The sequence below is a fragment of the Halomonas tibetensis genome (genome assembly GCF_042643535.1).
Classification (GTDB): Bacteria; Pseudomonadota; Gammaproteobacteria; order Pseudomonadales; family Halomonadaceae; genus Halomonas; species Halomonas tibetensis.
Genome location: NZ_JBHRSQ010000008.1, coordinates 148,601 through 171,137 on the forward strand (window position 1 = coordinate 148,601; position 22,537 = coordinate 171,137).

17 protein-coding genes are annotated in these 22,537 nt (G+C 65.5%); 16 read left to right on the top strand and 1 reads right to left on the bottom strand.

Annotated features, from left to right (window positions below):
• Positions 1-5: 5 nt before the first annotated feature.
• The 6 genes from rodA to lipB all read left to right on the top strand — a co-directional run bounded on the left by rodA (position 6) and on the right by lipB (position 5,597).
• Positions 6-1,166, top strand: a complete 1,161-nt coding sequence (rodA, locus tag ACFODV_RS05760) for a rod shape-determining protein RodA (protein ID WP_379756007.1) — start codon at positions 6-8, stop codon at positions 1,164-1,166.
• Positions 1,167-1,209: 43 nt separating this feature from the next.
• A complete protein-coding gene (mltB, locus tag ACFODV_RS05765; RefSeq protein WP_379756010.1) occupies positions 1,210-2,265 on the top strand; it encodes a lytic murein transglycosylase B in 1,056 nt (351 codons plus the stop codon).
• On the top strand, positions 2,262-3,254 hold the full coding sequence (locus ACFODV_RS05770) for a septal ring lytic transglycosylase RlpA family protein (protein WP_379756013.1): 993 nt from the start codon (positions 2,262-2,264) through the stop codon (positions 3,252-3,254). Before mltB ends, ACFODV_RS05770 begins: the two co-directional genes overlap by 4 nt.
• A gap of 89 nt (positions 3,255-3,343) precedes the next feature.
• The gene (locus ACFODV_RS05775; RefSeq protein ID WP_379756290.1) at positions 3,344-4,516 is read left to right on the top strand and encodes a D-alanyl-D-alanine carboxypeptidase family protein; all 1,173 of its coding nucleotides are present in this window, start codon (positions 3,344-3,346) and stop codon (positions 4,514-4,516) included.
• Positions 4,517-4,584: 68 nt separating this feature from the next.
• Positions 4,585-4,896, top strand: a complete 312-nt coding sequence (locus tag ACFODV_RS05780) for an HP0495 family protein (RefSeq protein WP_379756016.1) — start codon at positions 4,585-4,587, stop codon at positions 4,894-4,896.
• Positions 4,896-5,597 carry a lipoyl(octanoyl) transferase LipB gene (lipB, locus tag ACFODV_RS05785; RefSeq protein WP_379756019.1) on the top strand — a complete coding sequence of 234 codons (702 nt, stop codon included), beginning with the start codon at positions 4,896-4,898 and terminating at the stop codon, positions 5,595-5,597. The genes ACFODV_RS05780 and lipB overlap by 1 nt, the downstream gene beginning before the upstream one ends.
• Here lipB and lipA read toward each other — a convergent pair.
• Positions 5,584-6,651, bottom strand: coding sequence for a lipoyl synthase (lipA, locus tag ACFODV_RS05790; protein ID WP_379756022.1), 1,068 nt, complete (start codon positions 6,649-6,651; stop codon positions 5,584-5,586). The two genes, lipB and lipA, sit on opposite strands and share 14 nt — an antisense overlap.
• Before the next feature lie 302 nt (positions 6,652-6,953).
• On the opposite strand from lipA, the gene ACFODV_RS05795 reads away from it, so the two are divergent.
• The 10 genes from ACFODV_RS05795 to ACFODV_RS05840 all read left to right on the top strand — a co-directional run bounded on the left by ACFODV_RS05795 (position 6,954) and on the right by ACFODV_RS05840 (position 22,529).
• On the top strand, positions 6,954-9,407 hold the full coding sequence (locus ACFODV_RS05795; RefSeq protein ID WP_379756025.1) for a DUF3141 domain-containing protein: 2,454 nt from the start codon (positions 6,954-6,956) through the stop codon (positions 9,405-9,407).
• A 245-nt stretch (positions 9,408-9,652) separates the two neighbouring features.
• Positions 9,653-12,292, top strand: a complete 2,640-nt coding sequence (gene topA / locus ACFODV_RS05800) for a type I DNA topoisomerase (RefSeq protein ID WP_379756028.1) — start codon at positions 9,653-9,655, stop codon at positions 12,290-12,292.
• Entirely contained in the window at positions 12,289-12,753 is a 465-nt protein-coding gene (locus ACFODV_RS05805; RefSeq protein WP_379756031.1) for a DUF6586 family protein, read from the top strand. Before topA ends, ACFODV_RS05805 begins: the two co-directional genes overlap by 4 nt.
• A gap of 34 nt (positions 12,754-12,787) precedes the next feature.
• Entirely contained in the window at positions 12,788-15,019 is a 2,232-nt protein-coding gene (locus tag ACFODV_RS05810) for a TolC family protein (protein WP_379756034.1), read from the top strand.
• Entirely contained in the window at positions 15,016-16,170 is a 1,155-nt protein-coding gene (locus tag ACFODV_RS05815) for an efflux RND transporter periplasmic adaptor subunit (protein WP_379756037.1), read from the top strand. Before ACFODV_RS05810 ends, ACFODV_RS05815 begins: the two co-directional genes overlap by 4 nt.
• Positions 16,167-19,313: an efflux RND transporter permease subunit gene (locus ACFODV_RS05820; protein WP_379756040.1), complete on the top strand. Its 3,147-nt coding sequence runs from the start codon at positions 16,167-16,169 to the stop codon at positions 19,311-19,313. The genes ACFODV_RS05815 and ACFODV_RS05820 overlap by 4 nt, the downstream gene beginning before the upstream one ends.
• A 29-nt stretch (positions 19,314-19,342) precedes the next feature.
• The gene (locus tag ACFODV_RS05825; RefSeq protein WP_379756293.1) at positions 19,343-19,816 is read left to right on the top strand and encodes a LabA-like NYN domain-containing protein; all 474 of its coding nucleotides are present in this window, start codon (positions 19,343-19,345) and stop codon (positions 19,814-19,816) included.
• Positions 19,817-19,952: 136 nt separating this feature from the next.
• Positions 19,953-20,417, top strand: a complete 465-nt coding sequence (locus ACFODV_RS05830; RefSeq protein ID WP_379756043.1) for a 2-hydroxyacyl-CoA dehydratase — start codon at positions 19,953-19,955, stop codon at positions 20,415-20,417.
• Positions 20,418-20,427: 10 nt separating this feature from the next.
• Positions 20,428-20,859, top strand: coding sequence for a hypothetical protein (locus tag ACFODV_RS05835; protein WP_379756046.1), 432 nt, complete (start codon positions 20,428-20,430; stop codon positions 20,857-20,859).
• A 59-nt stretch (positions 20,860-20,918) separates the two neighbouring features.
• Positions 20,919-22,529 carry an ABC-F family ATPase gene (locus ACFODV_RS05840; RefSeq protein ID WP_379756296.1) on the top strand — a complete coding sequence of 537 codons (1,611 nt, stop codon included), beginning with the start codon at positions 20,919-20,921 and terminating at the stop codon, positions 22,527-22,529.
• Positions 22,530-22,537: the final 8 nt, after the last annotated feature.

A 22,537-nucleotide genomic window follows, 5' to 3' on the forward strand; every position in this document is an offset into this window, starting at 1 on the left:
GAGTCATGGGCATGATCGACCTCTCCCGGATGCTGCGTCCCTATCCGGTTCGCGCACCGGCCAGCGGGATATCCCGGCGCCGCAGCCTCTGGGAGCGCCTGCACCTGGATCCCTGGCTGTTGGGCATGCTGCTGCTGTTGCTGGCAGCGGGCCTTGTCGTGCTCTATAGCGCCAGCGGCCAGCGCATCGAGACGGTCATCGCCCAGGGTATTCGCTTCGGGGTGGCACTGTCGGTGATGTTTGTGCTTGCCCAGCTGTCGCCGGCGACCTTGTTGCGCTGGGCGCTGCCGGTGTATGTGCTCGGCGTGCTGCTGCTGGTGGCGGTGGAACTGGTCGGCGACGTTGGCATGGGCGCCCAGCGGTGGCTGGTGATCCCCGGCGTTATTCGCTTCCAACCCTCAGAAATGATGAAACTGGCGGTGCCGCTGATGGTGGCCGCCTACCTTAGCCGCCAGGAGCTCCCCCCGCGGTTGCGCGACATCGCGGTGTGCGTGGGGCTGATCGCTGTTCCTGTCGTGCTGATCGCCAAGCAGCCTGACCTCGGCACCTCGCTGTTGGTGACCTCGGCGGCCGTCTTCGTGGTGCTGCTGGCGGGGCTCTCCTGGCGCTTTATCACCGCTTTGACAGCGATTGCCGCCGCAGCCCTCCCGCTGATGTGGATGAACCTGCACAACTACCAGCGCCAGCGTGTGCTGACCTTTCTCGACCCTAACAGTGATCCCCTGGGGTCCGGCTGGAACATCATCCAATCCACCACCGCCATCGGTAGCGGCGGGGTCTTCGGCAAGGGCTGGTTACAGGGCACCCAGTCCCAGCTGGAGTTTTTGCCCGAGCGGCATACCGACTTCATTGTTGCCGTGCTTGGCGAGGAGTTTGGCTTGGTCGGTATCGTGGCAATCCTGCTGCTTTATCTGCTGATCATCAGCCGTGGTCTCTGGCTGGCCACCGGCGCTCAGGATACCTTCGGGCGCCTGTTGGCGGGCAGCATCATACTGACCTTCTTTATCTATGTCTTCGTCAACGTGGGCATGGTCAGCGGCATTCTGCCGGTAGTCGGCGTGCCGCTGCCGCTGGTCAGTTTCGGCGGCACCTCCAGCGTGACCTTGATGGCGGGTTTCGGTATTCTCATGGCCATTCATGCGCATCGCCGCTTGCTCCCGCGCTAGTTCTGCTGCGGGCATCCGGATGCCGAATCAGGGAGAGGGCTGCATGTTACGGATTCGAAACCATGGCGCGATGGCGCTGTTGACGATGGCCACCCTGGGCGTATCGATGAGCCCACTGGCGGCGGACTTCGACCCGTCCAGCCACGCCGAAACGCGCCAGCTGGTCGATGAGCTGGCCGGTAAGGGCATCGAGCGCGGCTGGCTGGATGCCGCCATGTCCTCCGCGGACTTTCAGCAGGGTGTGCTGGATGCCATGGCCGGTGCCGCCGAGCGCCGCCTGCGCTGGGACGAGTACCGTGCGATCTTCCTGCAGCCGGAGCGCATCCACCGCGGCGTCACCTTCCTCGAGGTGCATCGGGACGCCTTCGAGCGCGCCGAGGCGGTGTATGGCGTGCCCCCCGAAGTGGTCGCAGCCATTATCGGTGTCGAGACCAGCTATGGCCGCTTCACCGGTCGTCACCGGGTAATCGACTCCCTGGCCACCCTGGCCTTTCACCACCCGACTCGCGGCGGTTTCTTTCGCGGCGAGCTGGCGGCTTTTCTTGAGATCACCCACGAGCAGGGCGTCTCGCCCGGTGAGCTCATGGGCTCCTACGCCGGTGCCATGGGCTATCCGCAGTTTATACCCACCAGCTATCGCGCCTACGCCGTGGACTTCGACGACGACGGCCTTCGTGATCTCTGGACCAATCCGGTGGACGCCATCGGCAGCGTAGGCAACTACTTTGCCGAGCACGGCTGGCGCGCCGGTGCGCCTATCTATCACGACGTCGAGGGGCCGGCGACGCCGCCTTCCAGCATCGACTTCAACCGGGCGGCGCGTCCGCCGGCCGTTGCGGCCAGCGCCGTGGCCGAAGCCGGCATCGCGGTGCCCGACGAGCTCGACCCCGGGCAGCTGCTGCTGCCGGTCTCGCTGGAGGACGGCGAGAACAACTGGCGCTATGTGCTAGGCGATCACAACTTCTACGTGATCACCCGCTACAACCACAGTCATCTCTATGCCATGGCGGTCACCGAGCTTGCCGAGGCCATCGCCGCGGCAAGAGCGCTGGATGCCCACTGGTTGGATGCTGTGCATGCCGAGGAGGAACGCTCATGACGTCTCGTCGATGGCTGTTGGCGGCAGTGGTGGCGATGCTGCTGGCCGGCTGCGCCGGCGGAGGTGGTCAGGCGCCGTCCGAGCCTGGAAAGGCTGCCTCCTCACCCGCGGCGGCCTCCACCGGAGGGGGAGGGCGCTATGCGATGACCGGCGATGCCTATCCCATGGACCCCCCTGACATCAGCCGCATTGCCGATGCGGTGCCGCGGGTCGAAGCGCCTTCCCGGGGTGGCAACCGTCCCACCTACGAAGTGTGGGGCAAGACCTATCGGGTGTTGCCCGATGCCCGCGGCTATGTCCGGCAGGGCACGGCGTCCTGGTACGGCGAGAAGTTCCACGGCTACGCCACTTCCAATGGCGAAATCTACGACATGTACAAGATGAGTGCCGCCCATCGCTCGCTGCCGCTGCCCAGCTATGTGCGAGTGACTAATCAGGATAATGGTCGCTCGGCGATCGTGAGGGTCAATGACCGCGGCCCCTTCCACAATGACCGTGAGATCGACCTCTCCTATGCCGCCGCCGCGCGGCTGGATATCCTGGACCGTGGCACCGGTCGGGTGAAGGTAGAGGCGATCGATGTGGAGCAGTGGCTGGCCGAGAACGGCGGCAGCTCAGGGGGTAGTGCTAGCAACGGCGCCGCCAGTGCCTCGGTGGCCTCGCCGGCACGTCCGGCGGTCAGCCAGTTAGCATCTGCCCCAGCGCCGCGGGCCGTCACGGCGGCCAACGGTTCCGCTGCGTCAGGCCGCCCGGCTGACGGCAGCCCCATCTTCCTTCAGATTGCCGCCCTGGGCTCCGCCGAGAGCGCCCAGGCGTTGCAGGCTCGGCTCCAGGCCGAGCTCTCTCGCCCGGTGCGGATTGCCGCTTCGCCGGGCGTGCATCGTGTCCAGGTGGGGCCGCTGGCCAGCGCCGACCAGGTGGAGCCGGTGCGCGGCGAACTGCGCCGTGCCGGCTTCGAACAGAGCTTTGTCGTCAACGACGCCGACTGATTGGCGCCCCATTTCCTTTCCCCGAGTGTTTCATGAGACTTGTTCCGATGAGAGAGTTGTTAATACTGCACCGCCTGCGGCTGATACCGATGCTGCTCGCCTGTCTACTGATGGTATCGACGCTGGCTTCTGCCCAGAGTGTGCCGGTACCCCAGCCTCAGCCTCAGACGATGATCCCCTCGCCGCCCCAGCTCGCGGCCAAATCCTGGTTTCTGATGGATGCCGCCAGCGGTCGAGTGCTGGTGGAACATAACGCCGACGAGCGTCTGCCGCCGGCAAGCCTGACCAAGCTGATGACCGCCTACTTGGTGGAGCGTGAACTGGACCGTGGCAATATTACCCTGGATGACATGGTGCGCATCAGTGAGAACGCCTGGCGCACCGGGGGCTCCAAGATGTTCATCGAGGTAGATACTCAGGTAAAGATCCGAGATCTGTTGTACGGCATTATCATCGCTTCCGGTAACGACGCCAGCGTGGCGGTGGCCGAGCATCTGGCCGGCGGCGAAGTGCCCTTCGCAGACTTGATGAACCAGCACGCCACCCGCCTTGGTCTGCACAACACCAATTTCGCCAACGCTACTGGCTTGCCACATCCCGAACAGTATTCTTCGGCCCGTGATATGGCGCTGCTCTCCCAATACATCATTAACGACTATCCCGAGCACTACGCGATATACGCCGAGAAGTACTTCACCTTCAGCGACATCCGGCAGCCCAACCGCAACCGATTGCTTTGGCGTGATTCCACCGTGGATGGTTTGAAGACAGGCTGGACCACCGAGGCCGGCTATGGCCTGGTGGCCTCCGCCAAGCGCGACGACATGCGGCTGATTTCCGTGGTGATGGGCACCAGTTCCGAGGAGGCGCGCGCCCAGGAGACCCAGAAACTGCTGAGCTACGGGTTCCGCTACTTCGAGACCGTCAAGCTCTACGACGCCGGCTCGGTGCTCAACACTCCCCGCGTGTGGGGAGGTGATAGCAACGAGCTACCGGTAGGCGTTGACCAAGATGTGATGATGACGATGCCGCGGGCTCGCAACCAGGAACTGTCTGCCCGTCTGGATATCCAGGGCGACCTGACTGCGCCCATCGAGTCGGGTCAGCGAGTCGGCACCGTGGAGGTGCGCCTCGGCGAGGAAGTCGTCGGCGAACAGCCGCTGGTGGCGCTGGCGACGGTAGAGGAGGGCGGTTTCGTCAAGAAGCTTTTCGATCAGGTTCGCCGTTTCTTTTCCAATCTGGTTGGCGGCTGGTTCGACTAGGGCTCCGGTGGCCTCTCTCCGGCGGGTTGAGTAACATACTCTGATATCCTCGACCCGCTGGAATGCCCATGAATGACAACTCTCTGCGCGACCTGCGCCAGCCGAGCCGGCCGACCGACGGCAAGCCCCCCAAGATCACCTTTCCTTGCCGCTACCCGATCAAGGTGGTGGGCAATGCCGCCGAGGACTTCGCCGCCGTGGTCTGTCAGGTGGTCACTCGCCACGACCCGCATTTCGACGCCACTGACATGCGGGTGGTGGACAGTCGCAACGGCCGTTACCAATCGGTTCGCCTCACCCTTCTCGCCACCGGTGAACCCCAGCTTCAGGCGCTTTTCGTCGAGCTCAAGGCCACTGGCCGCGTGCATATGGTGTTGTGATGGTCGACGGCCTATCTGAAACGCTTTCTCAGCCACCTTCATTGCCGCCCATCGAGCTGCATCGTCTTGGCCGACGACCCTATCAGCCCGTGTGGCAGGCGATGCGCGAGCTCACCGATAGCCGCGATGCCGAGACGCCCGATCAGTTCTGGATGGTGGAGCATGAGCCGGTGTTTACCCAGGGTCAGGCCGGCCGGCCCGAGCATCTGCTCATGCCGGGTGATATCCCGGTGGTGCAGACCGACCGGGGCGGCCAGGTCACGTACCACGGCCCCGGCCAGGTGGTGCTCTACCCACTGATTGACGTGCGACGCTCACGCCTGGGCGTTCGTGACCTGGTGAGCGGCCTGGAGCGCGCGGTGATCGCCCTGCTGGCCGAGTACGGCGTCGAGGCGCGGGCGCGCCCCGATGCGCCGGGAGTGTATGTGAAAACCGACGTGGGGGAGGCCAAGATCGCCTCGCTGGGTCTGCGGATCCGTCGCGGCGGCAGTTTCCACGGCGTGGCGCTGAACGTCGACGGCGATCTCTCCCCCTTCCTGCGCATCAATCCCTGCGGCTATGCCGGCATGGCGATGACCCGCTTGGTGGATCTGGTCGCCAATGCCCCCGGGGTGGAGCCGCCTGGCGTAGACACGGTGGGTGAGCGCCTGGCGGAGTGCCTGGCGCTCGAGTTGGGCAGGGGGCTGGTTAGCCGACGTTGACGGCGTCGATACGGTCGGCGCTGGAAGGTTGGCCCGGCACCTCGGCCGGAGCGGACAGGCCCAGGTTGTTCTTCTCGAACACCCGGTCGGCGCGGTAGCTGGAACGCACTAGGGGGCCGGCAGCCACTTCCATGAAGCCCATCTCCAGGCCGATCTGGCGATAGCGCTCGAACTCTTCCGGGGTGACCCAGCGCTCCACGGCCAAGTGGTTGCGGGTGGGGCGCAGATACTGGCCCAGGGTGACGATGTCTACCCCGATCTCGCGCAGGTCGTTGAAGGTGGCCAGTATCTCTTCGTCAGCTTCGCCCAGGCCCAGCATCAAGCTGGTCTTGGTGAGCACGCCGGGGCGGTGACGCTTGGCGTGGGCCAGCACGTCCAGGGTCTTGCGGTATCCGGCCCGCGGATCACGCACCTTGCGGGTCAGGCGCTCCACGGTCTCGACGTTCTGGGCAAACACCTCCAGGCCGGAGTCAACCACCTGTTCGATGGCGGCAGGGCTGCCGTCGAAGTCCGGGGTCAGCGCCTCCACGACGACCTCGGGCGTGTTGGCCTTGATGGCGCGGATACAGGCTGCATAGTGTGCGGCGCCGCCGTCGTCAAGATCGTCGCGATCCACCGAAGTGAGCACCACGTAGCGCAGTCCCATCAGTTCCACCGACTGGGCAGTGTTGGCGGGCTCTTCTGCATCCAGCCATCCGCCGGGGTTGCCGGTGTCCACGGCGCAGAAACGACAGGCACGGGTACATACCGAGCCCATCAGCATGATGGTGGCGGTGCCGTTGCTCCAGCATTCCCCCATGTTGGGGCAGTGGGACTCGGCGCACACGGTGCTCAGGCGATGTTCGCTGACGTTACGCTTGACGGCCTCGAAGCGCTCGCCGCCGGGAATCTGGGCGCGCAGCCACTTGGGTTTTCGGCCCGGGTCGGCGCCCTCATCAGCGGCCTTTTCTGTGCTCGCACGTCGCTGCTTGATGCCATCCTTGATGGCGGCAAAGCCTTGTTCAGTGCGGAACTTCTCGCCGCTGGGGACGTGTTTCGAGGTGCTGTCGCTCATGGGTGTGAGCCCCCTTCGCTCGGCTCGCCGCGTGGGTCAAGAACGCTCCTTGCCGTTCGCTTCGCTGGCAAGGGTCCAGGGCCGCTGGGCGTGCTGCTGGTTACTGGGTATTGGCAAGATAACTTAACATAGTCGCGTAGCGTGGGCATTGCCGCTGTGGCCATCGGGCATCGTCAGCGCCGTCACTCATGGAGTTTTCACTCGCCGGAACGTCAAAACTGCGTTATATTGCGATGCAGCAAATGCCGCTGTTTTGCCGCAGCCGTTTCTTCTTCCTCTGACCGCAATGCCTGGAGCTCGCGATGAATCTTCCGATGCCGACTCCCCCGGCCGCCACGCTGACGCTGTTCGATCCCTTCGGGTTTGGACGCGCCGCGGGCCGCTACTGGTTGGATGCTTTCGAGCGCAGCGTGCTGTTCGCAGACGTAATGCGCCAGCGTGGTAACCAGTACCTCGAACACATCGAAAAGACCCGCCCCAGCGTGCTGGGCTTCGATTCCGAGGTGCTGATGGACGGCCGCGATCTGCCGCGTCCCGTTAATTACGAGTTGCTGCGGATTCTGCCCCCGAGCGGATACCCCACAGACCCCAAGATGCGCCCCTTTGTGGTGGTCGACCCCCGAGCCGGTCACGGCCCGGGGATCGGCGGCTTCAAGCCCGACAGCGAGTTGGGCGTGGCGCTGCGAGCCGGCCACTCCTGCTACTTCATCGGCTTTCTGCCCTACCCGGAGCCGGGTCAGAGTGTGGAAGATGTGGTGGAGGCGGAGGTTGCCTTCCTGCGTCATGTCAATCGCCTTCACAGCGAGCGCGGTGCCGAGAAGCCCATGGTGGTGGGCAACTGTCAGGCTGGCTGGCAGATCATGATGGCTGCGTCCCTGGAGCCCGATCTTTTCGGGCCGATCCTGATAGCCGGTGCGCCGCTCTCCTACTGGGCCGGCGAGCGCGGTGGAGCGCCCATGCGCTATGCCGGCGGCATGTCAGGTGGTAGCTGGATGACCTCTCTGCTCAGCGACATGGGCGATGGCCAGTTCGATGGCGCCTGGCTGGTGCAGAACTTCGAGAACCTCAATCCGGCCAATACGCTCTGGACCAAGCAGTATCAGCTCTTTTCCAACATTGACACCGAGGCCAGCCGCTACCTGGAGTTTGAACGCTGGTGGGGCGGTCACGTGGTGCTCGGCGGTAACGAGATCCAGTACATCGTCGACAACCTCTTTATCGGCAATCGTCTCTCCACTGCCCAACTGGTGACCTCCGACGGCCGTCGCATCGATCTGCGCAATCTGCGCTCGCCGGTGGTGGTGTTCTGCTCCAAGGGTGATGACATCACGCCTCCTCCCCAGGCCCTGGGCTGGATTCGTGACCTCTACGAAGGCGTGGAGGACATCGTGGCCAGCGAGCAGACCATCGTCTACTGCGTGCACGATACTACCGGTCATCTGGGCATCTTCGTGTCGGGCAGCGTCTCCCGCAAGGAGCACACCGAGTTCACGGCTAACATGGACTATATCGACGTGCTGCCCCCGGGGCTTTACGAGACCACCGTCTCCGACGCTTCCCAGCGCGACGATGCCGAACTGATCGAACGCGATTACTTGCTGGAGTTCACCCCGCGGACCATCGCAGAACTTGATCAGGTCGTTCAGCACAGTACTGAGGACGACACCCGTTTTGCCACTGTGGCACGGGTATCGGAAATCAACCTGGGCCTCTACCGGCTATTCATGCAGCCATGGGTTCGTGCCTTATCCACGCCCGAATCGGCCCAGTGGATGCGACGCATGCATCCCAATCGCATGGGCTATCGCCTCTTCTCCGATCGCAACCCGCTGATGAATGCGATCCCGGTGCTGGCCGAGAAGATTCGCGCCGATCGCCACCCGGCGGACGATGAAAACGTTTTCCGGGTGCTGGAGTCCATCGCCTCCAGCCAGATCACCGGCGGCCTCAACGCCTGGCGTGATTTCCGCGACGGTGCCACCGAGCGGATGTTCCTGGATACCTTCGGCCAGCCGTTGCTGCAGTCGTTAGTGGGCTTGGGAGGGGACGCCCACGTTCACCGCCGCCGCCCGGGCTCAGAGCCGGAGCATCTTCGCTTCATCGAGCGCCGCCATGCAGAGCTGCGCGAGCAGGTCGCCGAGGGCGGCAGCCACGAGGCGGTAATCCGCGCCCTTATCTTCGTGCTGGGCGGGGCGCCCTCCACCGACGAGCGCAACTTCAAGCGCCTGCGCGCCTCCCACGCCGAGCTGGAGCCTCAGCTCACTGTGGCAGACTTCAAGCGGCTGATGCGCGAGCAGTTCTTTATCCTGAAACTGGATCGTGAAGACGCTGTCGAGGCGCTGCCCGAAATGCTCAAGGGGCAGACGGCGGAGCAGATCGCCGGTCATCTGACCCACATCGAGCATGTGCTGGCGGCCAGTGGCGAGCTCTCCGAGCACTCTACCGAGCGTCTGGAGCGCGTGCGGGGACTCTTCGAACAGGCCATCGACCAGGCACCGATTATCGAGGCCGAATCGCGGGCCGAGGCCCAGGCCTGGATCAGCCGCCAGGCAGAGGCCCAGCGTTTTGCTCTGAATGAGATGGAGGACCTGATGGAGTCTCAGCCCGTCGCCAAGGCCGAGCCCGAAGCCAAGGCCGAGCCCGAAGCCAAGGCCGAGCCCGAAGCCAAGGCCGAGCCCGAAGCCAAGGCCGAGCCCGCCGCTCCGCGTCGCCGCACCCCATCCACTCGTCGCAAACCGGATGACAACAAGCGCTGATCCAAGCGTGGCGAGTCTCCTAGCAGCGCCCCTGTCACTTCGGTGGCAGGGGCGTTGTCATTGACGGGTGCTTGCTCTCTCGCGAGAGTGCGGTCTAGGGTCAGAAGGCGCCAACCCTGTGTGTCCACTGGCGCGATCCAGGGCGCTGGGTTAGGGTAGGCGCATTTTCGCCCCTCGTATCAGGGCGGTATAGCATTGTCAGGCGAGGACTCGATGTCCGCGCCGTGCACTTTCAGTGGAGTAATATGGGAAAGTCACTGGTCATCGTCGAGTCGCCGGCCAAGGCCAAGACGATCAACAAGTATCTCGGCACCGACTTCATCGTGAAGTCCAGTGTGGGTCATATCCGTGATCTGCCGACCAGCGGCTCGGGCAAGGCGTCCTCGGATCCCAAGGAGCGGGCGCGGCAGGCAGCATTGACCCGCAAGATGTCGCCGGACGAAAAGGTCGACTACAAGAAGCGCAAGTCCCGGGAGCAGCTGATCCGGCGCATGGGTATCGACCCCGAGCACGACTGGGAGGCCCACTACGAGATCCTGCCGGGCAAGGAAAAGGTGGTCGCCGAACTCCAGAAGCTGGCTCAGAAGGCGGACATTGTTTATCTCGCTACCGATCTCGACCGCGAGGGGGAAGCCATTGCCTGGCACCTTCGTGAGACCATCGGCGGCGACGATGCACGCTACAAGCGTGTCGTCTTCAACGAGATCACCAAGAACGCCATCCAGGACGCCTTCCAGGACCCCGGTACGTTGAACATCCCGCGGGTTGAGGCCCAGCAGGCGCGACGATTCCTGGATCGGGTGGTCGGCTTCATGCTCTCGCCGCTGCTGTGGGCCAAGGTCGCCCGAGGTCTCTCGGCCGGGCGGGTGCAGTCGGTGGCCATGCGCCTGATCGTCGAGCGTGAGCGCGAGATTCGCGCCTTCGTGCCAGAGGAGTTCTGGGATGTCCACGCCGACCTGATTCCGCAATCCGACGGGTCAGACGGAGAGGCGGTGCGCTTCGAACTGGTGCGCCAGAACGGCAAGGCCTTCCGGCCCACCTCCGAGGCCGAGACCCTGGAACGCATCGCCGCGCTGCGCGATGCGTCCCTTGCCATTACCTCCCGGGAAGACAAACCGACCAGCTCCAAGCCCAATGCTCCCTTCATCACCTCGACGCTACAGCAGGCCGCCAGCGGCCGGCTGGGCTACTCGGTGAAGAAGACCATGACCCTGGCCCAGCGCCTCTACGAGGCGGGCTACATCACCTACATGCGGACCGACTCCACCAACCTCTCCAAGGATGCGGTAGAGAGCGTGCGCGAGTTCATCGGCGATGAGTTCGGCCCGCGCTACCTGCCTGAGGCGCCCAATCGCTACTCCAGCAAGGAGGGCGCCCAGGAAGCCCACGAAGCGATTCGCCCGTCTGATGTCGGTAAGCGCGCCACGGACCTGGCCGGCATGGAGCGCGACGCCGAGCGCCTTTATGAGCTGATCTGGCGTCAGTTCGTGGCCTGCCAGATGACCCCGGCCCAGTACCTCTCCAGCACCCTGACCGTCGAGGTCCAAGGCTTCGAGCTCAGGGCCAAGGGACGCGTGCTCAAGTTCGACGGCTACACCCGGGTGATGAAGCCGGCCGGCAAGAACGAGGACCAGACGCTGCCGGACCTCGCCGAAGGCACGCCTATGGCCCTGGCGTCCCTGGACCCGCTGCAGCACTTCACCAAGCCGTCGGCACGCTACACCGAGGCGAGCCTGGTCAAGGAATTGGAGAAGCGCGGCATTGGTCGGCCTTCCACCTACGCCTCGATCATCTCCACCATCCAGGATCGCGGCTACGTCAAGCTGGAGAATCGGCGCTTCTATGCCGAGAAGCTCGGCGATATCGTCACCGAGCGCCTCAAGGAATCCTTCCCGGACCTGATGGATTATTCCTTCACAGCGCGCATGGAGGACGGTCTCGACGAAGTGGCCGAGGGAGAGCGCAACTGGCGCGCGCTGCTCGACGCCTTCTATGCCGAGTTCAAGAAGGAGCTCGAAGAGGCCGAGAGCGAATCCGGCATGCGCCCCAACCAGCCGGTGCCTACCGATATCGATTGCCCCAGCTGCGGGCGCAAGATGCAGATCCGCACCGCCTCTACCGGTGTCTTCCTGGGCTGCTCCGGCTACAACCTGCCGCCCAAAGAGCGCTGCAAGACCACCATCGATCTGCTCCCCGGCGAGGAGGCGGTAGCCGCCGATGCCGACGAGGAAGCCGAGACCGATGCCTTGCGCGCCAAGCACCGCTGTCCCAAGTGCGGCACCGCCATGGACAGCTACCTGATCGATGAGACACGCAAGCTGCACATCTGCGGCAACAGCCCGGACTGTGACGGCCATGAAATCGAGCAGGGCAAGTTCCGCATCAAGGGGTATGACGGACCCACCATCGAGTGCGACAAGTGCGGCAGCGAAATGCAGCTCAAGTCCGGTCGGTTCGGCAAGTACTTCGGCTGCACCAGCAGCGAGTGCAAGAACACCCGCAAGCTGTTGCGCAGCGGCGAGGTGGCGCCGCCCAAGATGGATCCCATCGACATGCCGGAACTCGAGTGCCAGAAGGTCGATGACCACTACGTGTTGCGCGATGGGGCCAGCGGCCTGTTTCTGGCGGCCAGCAAGTTCCCCAAGAACCGCGAGACCCGACCGCCCCTGGTCAAGGAGATCAAGGCCCACGCCGAGGAGCTCCCCGAGAAGCACCGCTACCTGCTCGACGCGCCCAGCGAGGATCCGGACGGTCGCCCGGCCCAGATCCGCTTTTCGCGCAAGGCCAAGGAACAGTTCGTGATGACCGATGAGGAGGGCAAGGCCACCGGCTGGAAAGCCACTTTCGACGGCAACCGCTGGCAGGTGGAGGATAAGCGCAAGTGACCCCAAGATCTCGCACCAATCAGCTGCTCTATCAGGCAGAGCTGTTGCTCGATATGCCCGGCGGTAACGACGAGCACGCGGAAACGCGGCGCATGGCGGTTGAGGAGGGCGCCCTGGCATTTCTCGAGTTGGCGCTGCAGTCGCTGCTGCGCGAGGTCACCGAGCACGCTCGGCTCGAGCGCCATGAGTGGCGTGAGCTGCTGGGCGCTGATGGCGCCGGCATCGCCGAGCTTCATCGCTTGCGGGAGCTGGTCGCCCAGCCCGACAGCTGGCTGAGCTGGCTGATCGGTAGGCTTGAGGCGCTGCACTCAAGCGACGGCGTGGCCCGCCGTCGTTCCGGGGCCGCATCCGGGCTGATCGCCGTGGGCAGTGGAGCGGCGCTAGGAGACGAGGTGCGCTGGTGCCTCGCCGAGGCCAAGGCCGAGCTCGCTGCCCTGCGTGAAACCAGCCAGGAGTGGTAGGGCGCCTGGCAAGTTTCATAGGGGGCAGACCGACATGAACGTTACCGCATGGAAGCGTCTGTTCATTGCCCTTCTTCATGCGCCGCTGCTGATCCTGCTGCTGGTGCCTGCTGCTGCTCAGGCGGCCGACGCCACCCTTGACCCCCGGCTATTGCCTGGCGGCAAAGCTGATCTGCCCTTCCTGCAACAGGAACTCGAGCGACTCTCCGCTGGACGGCCCACGCTTGTGGTCATGCCGGCCATGCCCGGTGCCGGCACCCGCCTTCCTGGGCTGGATGTCCTGGAAACGCGTACGTTTCTCACCGCCACAGATCCCTTCGGCCTCGAGCCTCTCGATGGTGCCTCCCGGGTGCTGCTGATCGGCTCTGCCTGGGCGGTCGACGCCGCCGCTGAGGCTTTGGCCGATCAGGCCCGCGGCCGCGGCATCGCGCTGATCCCTCTGGCCGTCGACGTCTACGCCGAGCCTGGCAATGCCATCTTGCAGGACGCCGATGCTGCTCTGATATTGGCTCTGCCCGAGTTCGACGCGGCCGCCCAGCGCGGGCTTTTCGCCAGACTGACCGATGCCGGCGTGCCCAGCGTAGCACTCACCGACGCCCGCCAGGTGGAGCGTGGCGCCCTGTTTTCCTCACCCGGGGCCCTGGATGTCGAGGCCTGGCTGCGCCGAGTGGCGCTGCGCCTGGATGATATCGCCGCTGGGAGAGCCCCCGAGGCTATCGACTCACGCCCCGAGCTGTCACGTTCCTGGCTCAATCTTGAAACGGCCGCCAGGCTCGACTGGTCGCCGAGTTTTGCCCTGCTTAGCCGCTCGCGCTTGCTGGGCGAGGCCGCTTCTCCCACCGCCAGCACGCTGAGCCTGGGTCAGGCGGTGGCCCTGGCGCTTGCCGACAATCTGGGCTTGGCCGCCGCGCGCCAAGAAGTCGACGTGGAGGCCTTCGGCCGGGAACTGGCGGCCTCGCGCTATCGCCCTAACCTCTATTTGGAGGCAACCGGGCGGTTGATCGACGAGACTCGAGCCCGCGCGGCCCTGGGACAGCAGCCGGAGCGCCTGGCCAGCGGCGGAGCAGTGCTTGAACAGCTGCTGTTCTCGGAGCCGGCCCTGGCCGCGATCGAGATTGCCGACAGCCTCGACCGCGCTCGACGCGCCGAACTGGAGGTGGAGAGCCTGGATCTGGCACTCGACGTCTCTCGAGAGTTTCTTGATCTGCTAAGGCTTGAGGCTAGCCGCGCGGTGCTAGAGGCCGACCTAGAACTGGCCAGGGCTCAGCGCGACCAGGCGGTGCGCGGCGAAGCCGCGGGGGCGGTGGGGCGCGGTGAGGTGGCGCGCTTCGAGGCGGAGCTGGCCCAGGCCCGTGAGCGCCAGGAGCAGGTGGTGGCGGACCGCGAGCGGCTGAAAATCGCCGTCAATCGTCGCCTCGGCCGGACTCCTGCCGCGTCGCTGGCGCCGGCCGAACCAGACCTGGAGAGCCTCGAGTGGCTAGGGGGCGATGCCCGCTTCAGTGAGGTGCTCGACTCTCCCGAAAGCCTGGCCGCTTGGCAGGAGCGGCTGGTCACTGCGGCCCTGCGCGACGCGGCTGAGCTTGAGGCGCTGGGAGAGTTGCGCCACGCCGTCCAGCGGGAGCTTACCTCGCGTCGTCGGGCCTTTTGGCTGCCCGAAGTGGGGCTCGAGGCCCGCTATACCGGCGAGCTCTACCGTGGCGGTGAGGGGGCCCGGGCGCCCTGGGAATCGCCCAGTCCGGTGGTACAGCTCGGTGTCGGGGCGCTGGAAAGAGCGGGCCTGTCGCTGCCCGAGACCGGCGGCGACCAGTGGAGCATTGGCGTCTCGGCACGGCTGCCTCTCTATGCCGGCGGACGGCGCAGCATCGAGCGTGACCGGGCCGCGGCGCGCCTGGAGCAGGTGGCGCTGGAGGACGCCGAGGCGCGCCTCGGGCTGGAGGCCCGCCTGCGTGCGGCCAGCGTCGAACTGGTGGCCGCCTGGCGTCGTATCACGCTGCGTGAGGAGGCCCAGGGTCATGCGCAAGAGGCGCTGAAACTCGCCGAGGTGGCCTGGCGCGAGGGGGCGCTGCCCCAGGTGGCGCTGATTGATGCCCGAACCAGCGCTCGCCAGGCAGGGCTCGCCGCCGCCGAGGCGCGCTGGTTGGCACTGCAGGCGCTGGTGCACCTGCAGCGGGCCCTGGGCATGACGCCGGGCCCCATGGAGGCCTTCGCCCGGGATCGGCTGCTCATGAGTGCCGCGACGATGGAACGCAGAGGAGAGGGGCGATGATCAATCGTGAAGCCCGGCTGGCGGCGTTGCTGGTGGCGCTGCTAGTGGTGACCGGCTGTGCCGACGAGCCGGTGGAGGAGGCCCCCCTGCGCCCGGTGCGTACGCTCGCCGTGGAGGCCAGCGGGGTGGAGGATGCGCGGGAGTTGCCGGGTCGCCTGGAGGCCGCCGCCAACCGACGCCTCAGCTTTCGGGTAGGGGGACAGCTCGCGTCTCATGAGGTCTCCGTGGGTGACACCGTCGAGGCCGGCCAGCGCCTGGCCAGCCTCGAGGCCACCGACCTGCGCCTGCAGCGCGATCGCGCCCGCTCGACTCTGGCCGGCGCCGAGGCGGCGGCGGCCAACGCCGAGGCCCAGTGGCAGCGCGCGCGGCGTCTCTATGAGGCCGGCAGTGCCCCGGCCCGCGATCTGGATGCCGCTCGGGCTCAGGTCGAGGCGGCCCGTGCCCAGCGCGACAGTGCCCTTGACACCTTGGCCCTGGCCGAAAGGCAGCTGAGCTTCAGCCGTCTCGAAGCCCCCGGTGACTGCCGGGTGGCCAGCCGACTGGTGGAAGCCGGTGAGAACGTCGCCGCGGGCCTGCCGGTAATGGTGCTGGCCTGCGGCGATGATCTGGAGGTGCGCGCCGCCCTCTCCGAGGACCTTCTGGGAGAGCTGGTGGCCGGCGCGCGGGTGCGGGTGCGCCTGCCTCTCGCCGATCTTACTCTGGCCGGTGAGGTCACCGAGATCGGCCTGCCGGTGGATCCGCGTCAGGCCACCTGGCCGCTGCGCGTGGCGTTGCAGGGGCTGACCGACGCCGAGCAGACGCGGCTGCGCCCCGGCATGGCGGCGGAGATCACGCTGCCCCTGGGCGGCCCCGGGAGCGGGCTCTGGGTGCCCATGGTCGCGGTGCAGCAGGATATCGACGGCCACTATGCCTTCGTCGCCGAGCCCGATGACCTCGACGAGTCGGGCGGAAATAAAGTTAAAAACGGTCGCGAGGCGACGGTGCGGCGCCGAACCCTGACCCTGGGCGGGCGTCACGGAGAGCGCCTGAAGGTAGTGGCCGGTCTCGCGCCCGGTGAGCACCTGATCGTCGCCGGCATGAGTCGGCTGCATGACGATATGCGCGTGCGGCTGCTGGACGACCACCGAGAGGGTGGGGAGGCCTTGCCGTGACCCTCACCGAGGGCGCGCTGCGCTACAACCGCGTCACCATCGCCGGCCTTCTGGTCGTGCTGCTGGGCGCGGTGATCAGCTACCTCTCCATCTCCCGGGCCGAGGATCCCGCGGTTACCGTGCGGGTGGCCCAGGTGGTCACCTATTTGCCTGGCGCCACCCCGGAGCGGGTCGAACAGCTGGTCACCGACCCGTTGGAGACCGCCATCATGGAGATGCCCGAACTCGACCACGTGGAGAGCACTTCCCGGGCCGGCGTCTCGATTATTCGCGTGGAGCTGCGTCCGGAGGTGACCGACGTCCAGGCTGGCTGGAACAAACTGCGACGCAAGATTGATGACAGCCGTCGGCGGCTCCCTGACGAAGCCATGGCGCCGATCATCAACGACGAATTTGGCGATGTTTTCGGCATCATGCTCTCGCTGACCGGCGAGGGCTATGAGCAGTCGGAGCTGAAGGGGGTTGCCGACGACGTTCGCGATCGCCTGCTCATGCTCGATGATGTGGCCAAGGTCAATATCCATGGCTTCGCCGAGGAGCGCATTTTTCTGGAGTACAGCGAGGCGCGCCTGGCCGAACTTGGCGTCTCGCCCCAGGGGCTGGCCCAGCTGCTGGCGGCGCGCAATATCGTGCTCCCCGGCGGGGCGATCCGTACCGGCGACGAGCGTCTGGTGCTGGAACCCTCAGGAAATTTCACCCAAATCGATGATATCCGACGGGCCTTGATGCCGCTGCCCGACGGCGCCCTGGTGCCGCTGGGCTCGCTGATGGAGGTGCGCCAAGGCTATGCCGACCCGCCCATGACCCGCTATCACGCCAGCGGCGTCCAGGGGCTGGCCATTGCCATCGCCATGCGCGAGGGGGGCAATATCCTGGACCTGGGCGTGCAGGTCGAGAAAGCCATCGCCCGGCTCGAGCGAGAACTGCCGGTGGGCATTGCGTTCGAGGTGCTGGCCGATCAGCCCGACCGGGTCGAGGAGCGCATCAACGAGTTTCTGGTCAACCTGCTGCAGTCGGTGGCGCTGGTTTGCCTGGTGATGCTGCTTTTTCTGGGGCTGCGTACAGGGCTAATCGTAGCAAGCCTGGTGCCCTCGGCGATCCTCGCTTGCCTGGCCTTCATGGGGCTGTTCGAGATTGGTCTGGATCAGGTCTCGCTGGGTGCGCTGATCATTGCGCTGGGCATGCTGGTGGACAACGCCATCGTCATGGTGGAGTCCATCCAGGTTTCGGCCCGGGAAGGCAAGACGATACGCCAGGCGGCGCTCGACTCCGCGAAGCAGCTGCGCTTTCCGCTACTCACTGCTTCGCTGACCACCTCGGCGGCGTTCCTGCCGCAGTTTCTGGCGGTCTCCGACGTGGGCGAGTACACCCGCTCGCTGTTCCAGGTGGTAACCATCACGCTGCTCTCCTCCTGGCTGCTGTCGTTGACCATGATTCCGCTGCTCTGCGTGGCCTTTATCCGGGTCAAGGAGAAGAGAGACGACGACAGGACGGGCGAAGACGAATCGCGTCCCGGTCTGACGGCGCGCCTGGCCGAGCGTATCTACGCGGGCTATGGCCGCCTGCTGATCGCCCTGCTTCGCCATCGCGCCCTGACGATTGCGGCGGTAGGGGGCCTGATGGCACTGGCCTGGCTGGGCTACGGGCCCCTGCCCAAGATCTTCTTCCCCCAGGCGGAGCGCACCCTCGTCACCGTGGAGCTGCGCCTGCCCTTCTCGGCGCCCATCGAGCGCACTCGGGCGGTAGTAGAGGAGATAGAGGCCTTCCTGAACGATACACTTGCCACCGAGCGTGACGCCCAAGGCAACTGGGCGCGGGACGGCGTCGACCGCTGGGGTAGCTTCATTGGCTTTGGTGGGGATCGCTACATCATCAACCATGCCCCCGAGCCGCCCAGCCCCGAGTATGCCTTCCTGCTGCTCCAGGCCAACCGCTGGGAGGCGGTGGATGACGTGATCGAACGCCTGGGTGGCTGGCTGTCCGAGCGGTTCCCCGACCTGCAGGCCAGCGTCAAGGCGACGAGCTTCGGCCCGCCGGTCACCGTGCCGCTCTCTGTGCGCCTCTCCGGAGACGATGAGGCGACGCTCAAACGCATCGCTGAGGAGGTGCGTCAGCGAGTGGTCGAGGTGCCGGGTGCCCGCAATGTGCGTGACGACTGGGGCGAGTGGATCAAGCGCCTGCGTATCGACGTCGACCCGGCCAGGGCGCTGCGCGCCGGCGTTACCGAGCGCGACGTGGCGCTGAGCCTGCAGACGGCGCTCTCTGGCATGACCGTGGGCATCTTCCGCGACGGCGATACCCTGGTGCCTATCCAGCTGCGCAACGAGCGCGGCGAGGCGCGCACCCCCGACGATCTGGAGGGCGTCACCGTGATGCCTGTCGGCGGCGGGGTAGGGGTGCCGCTGGCCCAGGTGGCCGAGGTGGAACTGGACTGGGGGCCGGCGCGAATCCTACGCCGCGACCGCTTCCGCACCATTGCCGTGGAGGCGGAGCTTGCGCCGGGCATTACCGCCGCCGAAGTGGCCGGCGAGCTGCGCCCGTGGCTCGAGGCGCAGCAGGCGAGCTGGCCTGATGGCGTCTTCTTCGAATTCGGCGGCGAGGTGGAGTCCTCGGGCGTCGCCACTGCCTCTATCGCCCAGAAGCTGCCCATTGGCGCCCTGGTGATCCTGCTGCTGCTGGTGGTGCAGTTCAATTCTCTGCGCCGGCCGCTGATCATCCTCACTACCATCCCGCTGTCGTTGATCGGGGTAATCTTCGGGCTGACGATCACCGGTTCCCACTTCGGCATCATGACCTTTCTGGGCGTAGTGGCGCTGGCCGGCATCGTGATCAACAACGCCATTGTGCTGATCGACCGCATTGACCTGGAGCGTGAGAATGGCTCGCCTCAGGAGGCGATCCTCGAGGCGGGGCGCCGGCGCTTGCGTCCGGTGCTGATGTCGACACTGACCACCAGCGGCGGCCTGCTGCCGCTGTGGCTGGGCGGTGGGCTGCTGTGGGCGCCCATGGCCATCGCCATCATCTTCGGTCTACTGGCCGCGGCACTGATCACCCTCTGCGTGGTACCGGTACTCTACTCGCTGCTGATGCGGGTGCCCTTCGAACCCCGTCGCGACGGCGAGGCATCGTCTGTGTCACGCTGATGGCCAACTTCCCGGCTGAGGCCAGCACCATGGAGCGTGTCGCCATCTTCGTCGATGTCCAGAACGTCTATTACACCACCCGGGATGCCTTTGGGCGGCACTTTGACTACCACGCCTTCTGGGCGCGGTTTGCGGCGGGCCGAGAGGTGGTCATGGCCAACGCCTACGCGGTGGAGCGCGGCGACCCTCGCCAGCAACAGTTTCAGGCCATCCTGCGCGGCATTGGCTTCACCGTGAAGCTCAAGCCCTTCATCCAGCGCAGCGATGGCTCCGCCAAGGGCGACTGGGACGTCGGGATCACCCTGGACGCCATCGAGGCGGGCCCCCTCGCCGATCACGTGGTGCTGGTCTCCGGCGACGGCGACTTCGATCTGCTTGTGACCCGCCTGCGCGAACGCTTCGGGGTCAGGGTGACGGTTGTCGGGGTGGCGCCTCTTACCGCGGACTCCCTGGTGCGTGTGGCTAACGACTTCGTTCCCGTGGACGCCTCCTTGCTCCGCTAGCCGCCATTGGACCCGCCTTCATCGGCTCTCGTTGATACACGTCAAGCGCTTCGCTCCGCCCTTGGCTAGGATAAAGATAGGGCGAGTTGCAGCCGAAAAGTGGCCGCGATGACGACAACAAAGAGGAGGATGCGCCATGCGATTCCAACAAGTGAAGGATCTGGTCCACTGGGCGGCCGGCTACCATCGGCGGCTCGCCGAGCAGTACACCCATCTTGCCGGCGACGATGTGGGCGAGCGGGTCCGCATGGCGCTGGAGTATCTGGCGGAGCACGAGCGCAAGCAGGAAAACGACCTTATCGGCTATCTGGAGGATGGCAGCGACCACCGCAAGGTGCTGGAGACCTGGTTCGATGATCCCATCGACTTCCCCCACCCGCCGGTACTCGAGCGTCTGCCAGACTGCATCGACTGCGAGACCGTTCAGAGCGTGCTGTCCACCGCCCTCACGGCTCAGCGGACTCTCCAGGACCTTTATTCACACCGGGCCGAATTGGCCGGGGGAGATGACGAGCGGGGCTTCTTCGAGGCCCTGGCGGTTGGCCACGAGGCCGAAGTGCGGCGTATCGCCCGCGATATGCAGCGGCTTGAGGACTATTGAGGAGATCACCATGAGCGAACAGATGCTGTCCCCCAAGATGCTAGGCTACTGGACCGATGAGACGCTCAAGGAGGTGCCGGATGAGTCCGGCATCTACTGCGTTTTTCGCGCAGCGAAGGACCCAGAGACCGGGGAGATGGATGTCCAGGAACTGCTCTATGTGGGCGAGCACCGCAGCACCCGCTTCGGCCTGCAACACGACGAACACCGGGACAGTTGGTATGCCTTCCCGCCGCCCGACGAGGAGATATGGTACGCGGTGGGGCTTTGCGGAAGCGCCAACCGGGAACGTCTGGCGGCCGCCATGATCAACGCTCACAAGCCGCGCTTCAACAGCAACAGCCCCTATCTGGATCGCTTTCCCTTCGACGCCACTACGGTGCATCTCTACGGCAAGAAGCACAAGCTGCAGAGCATCTTCAACGTCGAGCGTCACGACTGAGCGGCCTTCCCACGGCGTCACGCGCGGCCATAACCGGTACAATCGCGACCCTTTCATGCATCAACCGGGCCCTATCCTTGATCTCCACCGCCAACATCACCATGCAGTTCGGGGCCAAGCCCCTGTTCGAGAACGTCTCCATCAAGTTCGGCAACGGCCACCGCTATGGTCTGATCGGCGCCAACGGCTGCGGCAAGTCTACCTTCATGAAGATCCTTGGCGGCGACCTGGAGCCCTCCGGTGGCCAGGTGATGGTCGATTCCGGCGCCCGGCTCGGCAAGCTGCGCCAGGACCAGTTCGCTTATGAACAGGAGCGGGTTATCGACACCGTGATCATGGGCAATGCCGAGCTTTCCCAGGTGGCTGCCGAACGCGAACGTATCTATTCGCTGCCCGAGATGAGTGAGGCGGACGGTATGGCCGTGGCCGACCTGGAGGTGCGCTTCGCAGAACTCGACGGCTATACCGCCGAAGCCCGGGCTGGCGAACTCCTGCTGGGGCTCGGCATTCCTCTCGAGCAGCACACCGGCCCCATGAGCGAAGTGGCCCCGGGCTGGAAACTGCGCGTTCTGCTGGCCCAGGCGCTGTTCTCCGACCCCGACGTGCTGCTCCTCGACGAGCCCACCAACCACCTGGATATCAACACGATCCGCTGGCTGGAGGGGATGCTCACGGCGCTCAACAGCACCATGATCATCATTTCCCACGACCGCCACTTCCTCAACAGCGTCTGCACCCACATGGCGGACCTGGACTACGGCGAGATTCGCCTCTTCCCGGGCAACTACGACGACTACATGACCGCGGCCACCGCGGCCCGCGAGCGCCAGCACGCCGACAACGCCAAGAAGAAGGCGCAGATCGCTGATCTGCAGGCCTTCGTGAGCCGCTTCTCGGCCAATGCCTCCAAGGCCAAGCAGGCCACCTCCCGGGCGCGCCAGATCGACAAGATCAAGCTCGAGGAGATCAAGCCCTCGAGTCGAGTCAGCCCCTTCATCCGCTTTGACCAGGCGCGCAAGATCCATCGCAACGCCGTCAACGTGGAAGGGCTGACCCAGGGCTACCCCGGCGAGGCGCCGCTGCTCGAGCGCTTCGGCATGACCGTTGAGGCCGGCGAGCGCATCGCCATCATCGGCCCCAACGGCATCGGCAAGACCACGCTGCTGCGCACCCTGGCCGGTGAGCTTCCGCCGCTCGCTGGCAGTGTGAAGTGGACCGACAGCGCCGACCTGGGCATTTACGCCCAGGATCACGCCGACGACTTCGCCAATGACGCGACCCTGTTCGAGTGGATGGCCCAGTGGACCACCGGCGGTGAGCAGGTGGTCCGCGGCGCCCTGGGTCGGATGCTTTTCTCCAGCGATGACATCGGCAAGTCGGTCAAGGTGATTTCCGGTGGCGAGCAGGGGCGCATGCTGTTCGGCAAACTGATCCTGACCCGGCCCAACGTGCTGCTGATGGACGAGCCCACCAACCACCTGGACATGGAGTCCATCGAGGCGCTCAACCTGGCCCTCGAACACTACCCAGGCACCCTGATCTTCGTCAGCCACGACCGCGAGTTTGTCGGCTCTCTGGCCACTCGTATCCTCGACATGAGCGAGACGGGGATCACCGACTTCAGCGGCAGCTACGACGACTATCTGAGAAGCATGGGCCTGTCCGGCTGAGGCCTGGC